Origin of the sequence: Brachybacterium sp. HMSC06H03 (assembly GCF_001807385.1) — a bacterium.
GTDB lineage: Bacteria > Actinomycetota > Actinomycetes > Actinomycetales > Dermabacteraceae > Brachybacterium > Brachybacterium conglomeratum.
Genome location: NZ_KV788924.1, coordinates 1 through 4,908, shown reverse-complemented (window position 1 = coordinate 4,908; position 4,908 = coordinate 1). Strand labels below are relative to the sequence as shown.

The following is a 4,908-nucleotide window of genomic DNA, read 5'->3' as shown; positions in this document are numbered from 1 at the left end:
GGCCGCCCCGGCGGCGACGCCGGCCGTGCCTGCGACACCGGCCGCGGCTGCGGTCCCGGCCCCGCTGCGGTGCTCGTCCTCGCGCTGCACAGGACGCTCATCGCCCCGGACGGTGCGCTGGTCGTCGCGAGCGGAGCGATCGTCGGCAACGCGGTCATCGACGCGTCGGCCGTCGGCCGCACGGTCGTCGGACATGCGCTCGTCAGCCGTGCGGTCGTGGCCGGCAGCGCCTGCGGCCGGCGCGGTGCGGTCCCCGTCGCGGGGCGTGGGGGAATCGGGGTCCAGGCGGTCCGCCTCGGCGCGCTGCTCCTGGAGGGCGCTGCGCTCCTGGTCGACCTCCTGGCGCTGCGTCTCGGCCTCGCTCCGGCGACGCTCGGCGGCGAGCTGCTCCTGCTCGGCCTCCTTCGCCTTCCGCTCGGCCTCGAGACGGGCCCTGTCGGCCTCGATCTCGGACTCGCGGGCCTTCAGATCGCGCTCCTGGACGGCCTGCTCCTTCTGAGCGGCCTGCTCGCGGATCTCCGCGGCGCGGCGTCGATCCTCCTCCTGCTGTCGCTGCTTGCGGCGCTTCGAGGCGTTCGCGCCCACGACGATCAGGATGATGACGACGATCAGGACCAGCAGGATGATCCCGACGATCACTGGGGTGGACAGGTCGGTCATGGTCGGCTCCTCACCGTTCGACTGCTCCACCGCCGGGCGGCGGAGCGCGCCCCGGACGGGGGTCCCGGCACAGGGCGATGCCCCGATTCCACCAGACCGAGACGGATCCAGAGGGATTTTCGACCAGCCGATCGGCACGACGTGTCCCGCCGAGCCGTCGACGGGCGCGTCCTGAGCGTGGCGGGGGAGCGGTCGTCCGCCCGTGTCGGTAACTGTCGGCGCGGCTCAGCGCCGGGGCTCGGCCTCCCCGTCCTGGGGCCTCTCCCAGTTCTGCGCCGGGGCGAGCTCCTCCTCGGCGGTCCGGGCCTCGGAGCGCTCGCTCAGCAGCGGACGCGAGGCGCGGCGGCCATGGCGCTCCCGCCAGGGCCGCGGATCATCGTCGATGGGCGCCGCGTCCGAGGGTGCCGACGGGTCCTCCTCCACCGCGCCGGCGGGTGCGGCTCCCGTCGCCTCGGTGGACGAGGGAGAGGGGCCGACGGGATCGGCACTCGCGTCGGAGACCGTCGGTCCATCGCTCGAGGTGTCGCCCGGCCGTGCGGCCGATGTGCCGGTCGAGGACTCGGCGGAGGCGCCGCCCTGCGTCGCTCCGGTGCCGACCGGACCCTGGTCGTCCCGTCGGCCGCGCGCCACGAGGACGCCGAGCACGACCAGCACCAGCAGGACGACCGCCAGGATCGCGAGAACAGCGGGCGCGGGCAGATCCGACATGACGGCTCCTCGTGGTTTCGGCGGGCCGCAGGCGGTCCGTCCCGCCCGGGCATACCCCGATTCCACCAGATCGTTGTCCGTTTTGGGTGGATTTCTCGCCAGTCGGTCGAAGCGCCCCGCACTGTCCGGGCGCCCGATCGTCGCGCCCCGCGCCGGTAGGCTGTCTGGCCGTGACCAGTCCTGCGCACCGCACCGAAACTGACGACCACGCGCCCGGCGACGAGGTGAGCCCCTCCGTGCCCGGCGGCGCGCTCGTGGACGAGTCCCGCCGCGTGCTCGTGCACCTGCTCCAGGGTCCCTTCCTCGACGGGCGCCGCGACGGCGGCCGCTACGCGCAGCTGCTGCGGGACCGGGTTGCGATCGAGGCCCGGCTCGCCGACCTCTTCCTCGAGCTGATCGTCGACGACGACGCCCAGGTCGCCTTCGTGCGCCAGAGCGAGGACGACCCCGACGCGCCCAAGCTCCTGCGCCGCCTGACCGGCATGAACCGGCTCGACTCGGTGCTGCTGCTCGTGCTGCGCCAGATGCTGCTGACCCAGTCCTCCCGCGGCCAGCGCACCGTCGTCTCCGAGGCGGAGATCCAGCAGGCGCTGGCCGCCTACCGCCGCACCACTTCGACCGACGAGGCCGGCTTCGCCAAGGAGGTCCGCGCCTCGATCGCGAAGGTCCAGCGTGCCGGGCTGCTGGACGAGCAGGGCGACGACTTCGAGGTCTCCCCGGTGCTGCGCCTGATGATCGGGCCCGATACGGCGCGCGAGTTCATCTCCCTGTACCGGCAGGCCGGGGTCGACGGGCTCGAGGACCCTCGAGACGCCGAGGATCCGGAGGGCGCGGACGGCGAGGACGAGGCGGCGTCGACCGACTGATCCTCGGCGTGATCTGAGACGCATTCCCGTCGGGGTGCGGGACTGTGACCGGCACGCTTGTCCTGAGGGTCCGTGTCGGAGGCCGCGACGACCCTCTCGGCAATTGAGTGACACGAGTGTTGCGTAATAAGGTCAGGCTCACCTCACCCCTGCACCGGGGGTGCCGAGAGAAGGATCGCCCCATGTCGAGCTCGTTCACGCGCCGCTCCGTCGTGCTCACCGCCCTCGCGCTGCCCGCCCTCGCCGCCTGCAGCGGCGGCGACGTCGCCGGCACCGGCGCCTCCGACGCGGGCGGCAGCTCCGCCGCCGCCGACGCCTTCCCGGCGACCGTCGAGCACCTCTACGGCACCACCGAGATCGCCGCGGAGCCCACCCGCATCGCGACCGTCTCCTGGGTCAACGCCGACACCGTCCTCGCGCTGGACATCGTGCCCGTCGGCCTGCCGCTGGTCGAGTGGGGCGGCAACGACAACCAGTCCACCGACTGGATCGACGCGAAGCTCGAGGAGCTCGGCGCCTCCTGGGGCAGCGAGAACGCCCCGACCACCTACTCCGAGGCCGACGGCGTCAACACCGACGAGATCGCCGCGCTGACCCCGGACCTGATCATCGCCGCCTACTCCGGCCTCACCGAGGAGGAGTACGCGACCCTCAGCAAGATCGCCCCCACCATCGGCCCGCTCGCCGCGAACTACACCGCCTCCTGGGAGGAGGTGCTGACCGCCGTCGGCACCGCCACCGGCCGCAGCGACGCCGCCGCCGAGCTCGCCGAGCAGCTCACCGCCGACCTCGCCGCCGTCGGCGAGGAGAACCCGGCCGTGGCCGGGTCGACCTTCATCGCCGCGAGCCTGTCCACCACGGACCACACGATCTCGATCTACTCCGGCGACGACACCCGCCCGCGCTTCTTCACCGCGCTCGGCATGACCCAGGCCGAGGTCGTCACCGAGAACACCGCCGACGAGAACACCTTCTACTTCGACTGGTCCGCCGAGCGCGGCGACGAGCTCGTCTCCGACGTCCTCTACACCTGGGCCGCCGCCGGCGACACCGTCGAGACCTTCCAGGACGATCCGCTGTTCGCCCAGATCCCCGCGGTCGCCAGCGGCGCCCTCGTCCTCACCCCCGACGACCACCAGACCCTCTCGATCTCCGCGGCGAGCGTGCTGAGCCTGCCCTGGGCGCTCGAGAACGTGGTCCCCTCCGTGATCGAGGCCGCGCAGACGGCCCAGGCCTGAGCGGTGCCCGCCCGGCCCACCCTGCTCGCGACCGCCGGGGCCCTCGTGGCCCTGGCGGTCGCGTGCGTGCTCTCCCTGCTGGTGGGCGCCCGCACCGTCCCCCTCGACGCGGCCTGGCAGGCCGCGCTCGCCTTCGACCCGGGCAACGCCGACCACGTGGTCCTCGCCAGCCGCCTGCAGCGCACCCTCGCCGGGCTCGCCGTCGGCGTGGCCCTGGCGCTCGCCGGCGCGGGGCTGCAGGGCATGACCCGCAACCCGCTGGCTGATCCCGGGATCCTCGGACTGAACTCCGGCGCGGCCGCGGCCGTGGCCACCGGCGTCTACCTCTTCTCCTTCTCGAGCGTCACCCAGTTCATGGCGGCGGGCTTCGTGGGCGCGGCCCTCGCGGCCGTGCTCGTCTACGCCCTGGCCGCCGCGAGCCGCACCGGCGCCACCCCGGTCACCCTCGCGATCGCCGGCGCCGCCGTCACCGCAGGCCTCGGCTCCCTCGTCCACGCTCTCGTGATCCTCGACCAGGGGGCGCTGGACCGGATGCGGCTGTGGCAGGTGGGCACCCTCGGCGCCCGCGACCTCGGGGACCTCGCGGCCGTCGCGCCCGCCCTCCTGATCGGGGCCCTGATCGTCCTCGGCGCCTCCCGGTCCCTGAACGCCCTCGCCCTCGGCGACGACGCCGCCGCCGGGCTCGGCGTCCACGTGGGCCGCACCCGGGTCGTGCTCGGCGTCGGCATCGTGCTGCTGGTCGGGGCGGCGGTCTCCCTCGCCGGACCGGTCGGCTTCCTCGGCCTCGTGGTCCCGCACGCGGTGCGCCTGCTCGTCGGCTCGGACCACCGCCGCCTGCTGCCGCTCTCGCTGCTGCTCGGCCCCGTGGTGCTGCTGCTGGCCGATGTGGTCGGCCGCGTCATCGCCCCGCCCGCCGAGGTGCAGGTCGGCGTGATGACCGCGCTCCTCGGCGTGCCCGTCTTCCTCGTGCTGATCCGGACCCGGAAGCGGGTGGCCCTGTGACCTCGCGCCGCCTCCTCCTCCCGCTGCTGCTGGTCCTGGCCGTGGCAGGCCTCCTCACCGCCCGGGTGCTGCTGGGCACCCCCTTCGTCTACGCCGACCTCGCCGTGCGGGCCGTGCTCGGCGAGCAGATCCCCGGCGTCTCCTTCATCGTGATGGACGACCGACTGCCCGCAGCGGTCGTCGGCGCGCTCGCCGGGGCGGCGCTGGGCCTGTCCGGGACCGTCTTCCAGACCCTGCTGCGCAACCCTCTGGCCAGCCCCGACGTGATCGGCGTGACCCTCGGCTCCTCCGCCGCCGCGGTGCTGGCGATGGCCGTGCTGGACGCCCAGGGCATGGCCCTGTTCTGGTGGACGCTGCTGGGCGGCCTCGGCACCGCGCTGCTGGTGCTGTGGGTGGCGCGGGCGCACCGGCCCGGCGGTCCGGGGGCCGGCGGC

6 protein-coding genes are annotated in these 4,908 nt (G+C 74.2%); 4 read left to right on the top strand and 2 right to left on the bottom strand.

The window, feature by feature from the left end; all coding sequences use genetic code 11:
- A partial coding sequence (locus HMPREF3159_RS13925) for a hypothetical protein (protein WP_070501739.1) occupies positions 1–660 on the bottom strand: 660 nt, incomplete at its 3' end.
- Positions 661–885: 225 nt separating this feature from the next.
- Positions 886–1,368 (bottom strand): hypothetical protein, encoded by a 483-nt coding sequence (locus tag HMPREF3159_RS13920; RefSeq protein WP_070501738.1) that lies wholly within the window; start codon positions 1,366–1,368, stop codon positions 886–888.
- 170 nt (positions 1,369–1,538) lie between these two features.
- Between HMPREF3159_RS13920 and HMPREF3159_RS13915 the strand changes: the two genes are divergently transcribed.
- The 4 genes from HMPREF3159_RS13915 to HMPREF3159_RS13900 form a co-directional block, all read left to right on the top strand.
- On the top strand, positions 1,539–2,234 hold the full coding sequence (locus tag HMPREF3159_RS13915; protein WP_070501737.1) for a DUF4194 domain-containing protein: 696 nt from the start codon (positions 1,539–1,541) through the stop codon (positions 2,232–2,234).
- A 182-nt stretch (positions 2,235–2,416) separates the two neighbouring features.
- The gene (locus tag HMPREF3159_RS13910; RefSeq protein WP_070501736.1) at positions 2,417–3,472 is read left to right on the top strand and encodes an ABC transporter substrate-binding protein; all 1,056 of its coding nucleotides are present in this window, start codon (positions 2,417–2,419) and stop codon (positions 3,470–3,472) included.
- A gap of 3 nt (positions 3,473–3,475) precedes the next feature.
- Entirely contained in the window at positions 3,476–4,474 is a 999-nt protein-coding gene (locus tag HMPREF3159_RS13905; RefSeq protein WP_070501735.1) for a FecCD family ABC transporter permease, read from the top strand.
- Positions 4,471–4,908, top strand: a 438-nt coding sequence (locus tag HMPREF3159_RS13900; protein ID WP_141748243.1) for an iron chelate uptake ABC transporter family permease subunit, incomplete at its 3' end; no start/stop codon positions are given. The genes HMPREF3159_RS13905 and HMPREF3159_RS13900, both read left to right, overlap by 4 nt.

Coding starts and splice junctions, on each gene's coding strand:
- HMPREF3159_RS13920 (WP_070501738.1), bottom strand. CDS start 1,368: ATGTCGGATCTGCCCGCGCCCGCTGTTCTCGCGATCCTGGCGGTCGTC.
- HMPREF3159_RS13910 (WP_070501736.1), top strand. CDS start 2,417: ATGTCGAGCTCGTTCACGCGCCGCTCCGTCGTGCTCACCGCCCTCGCG.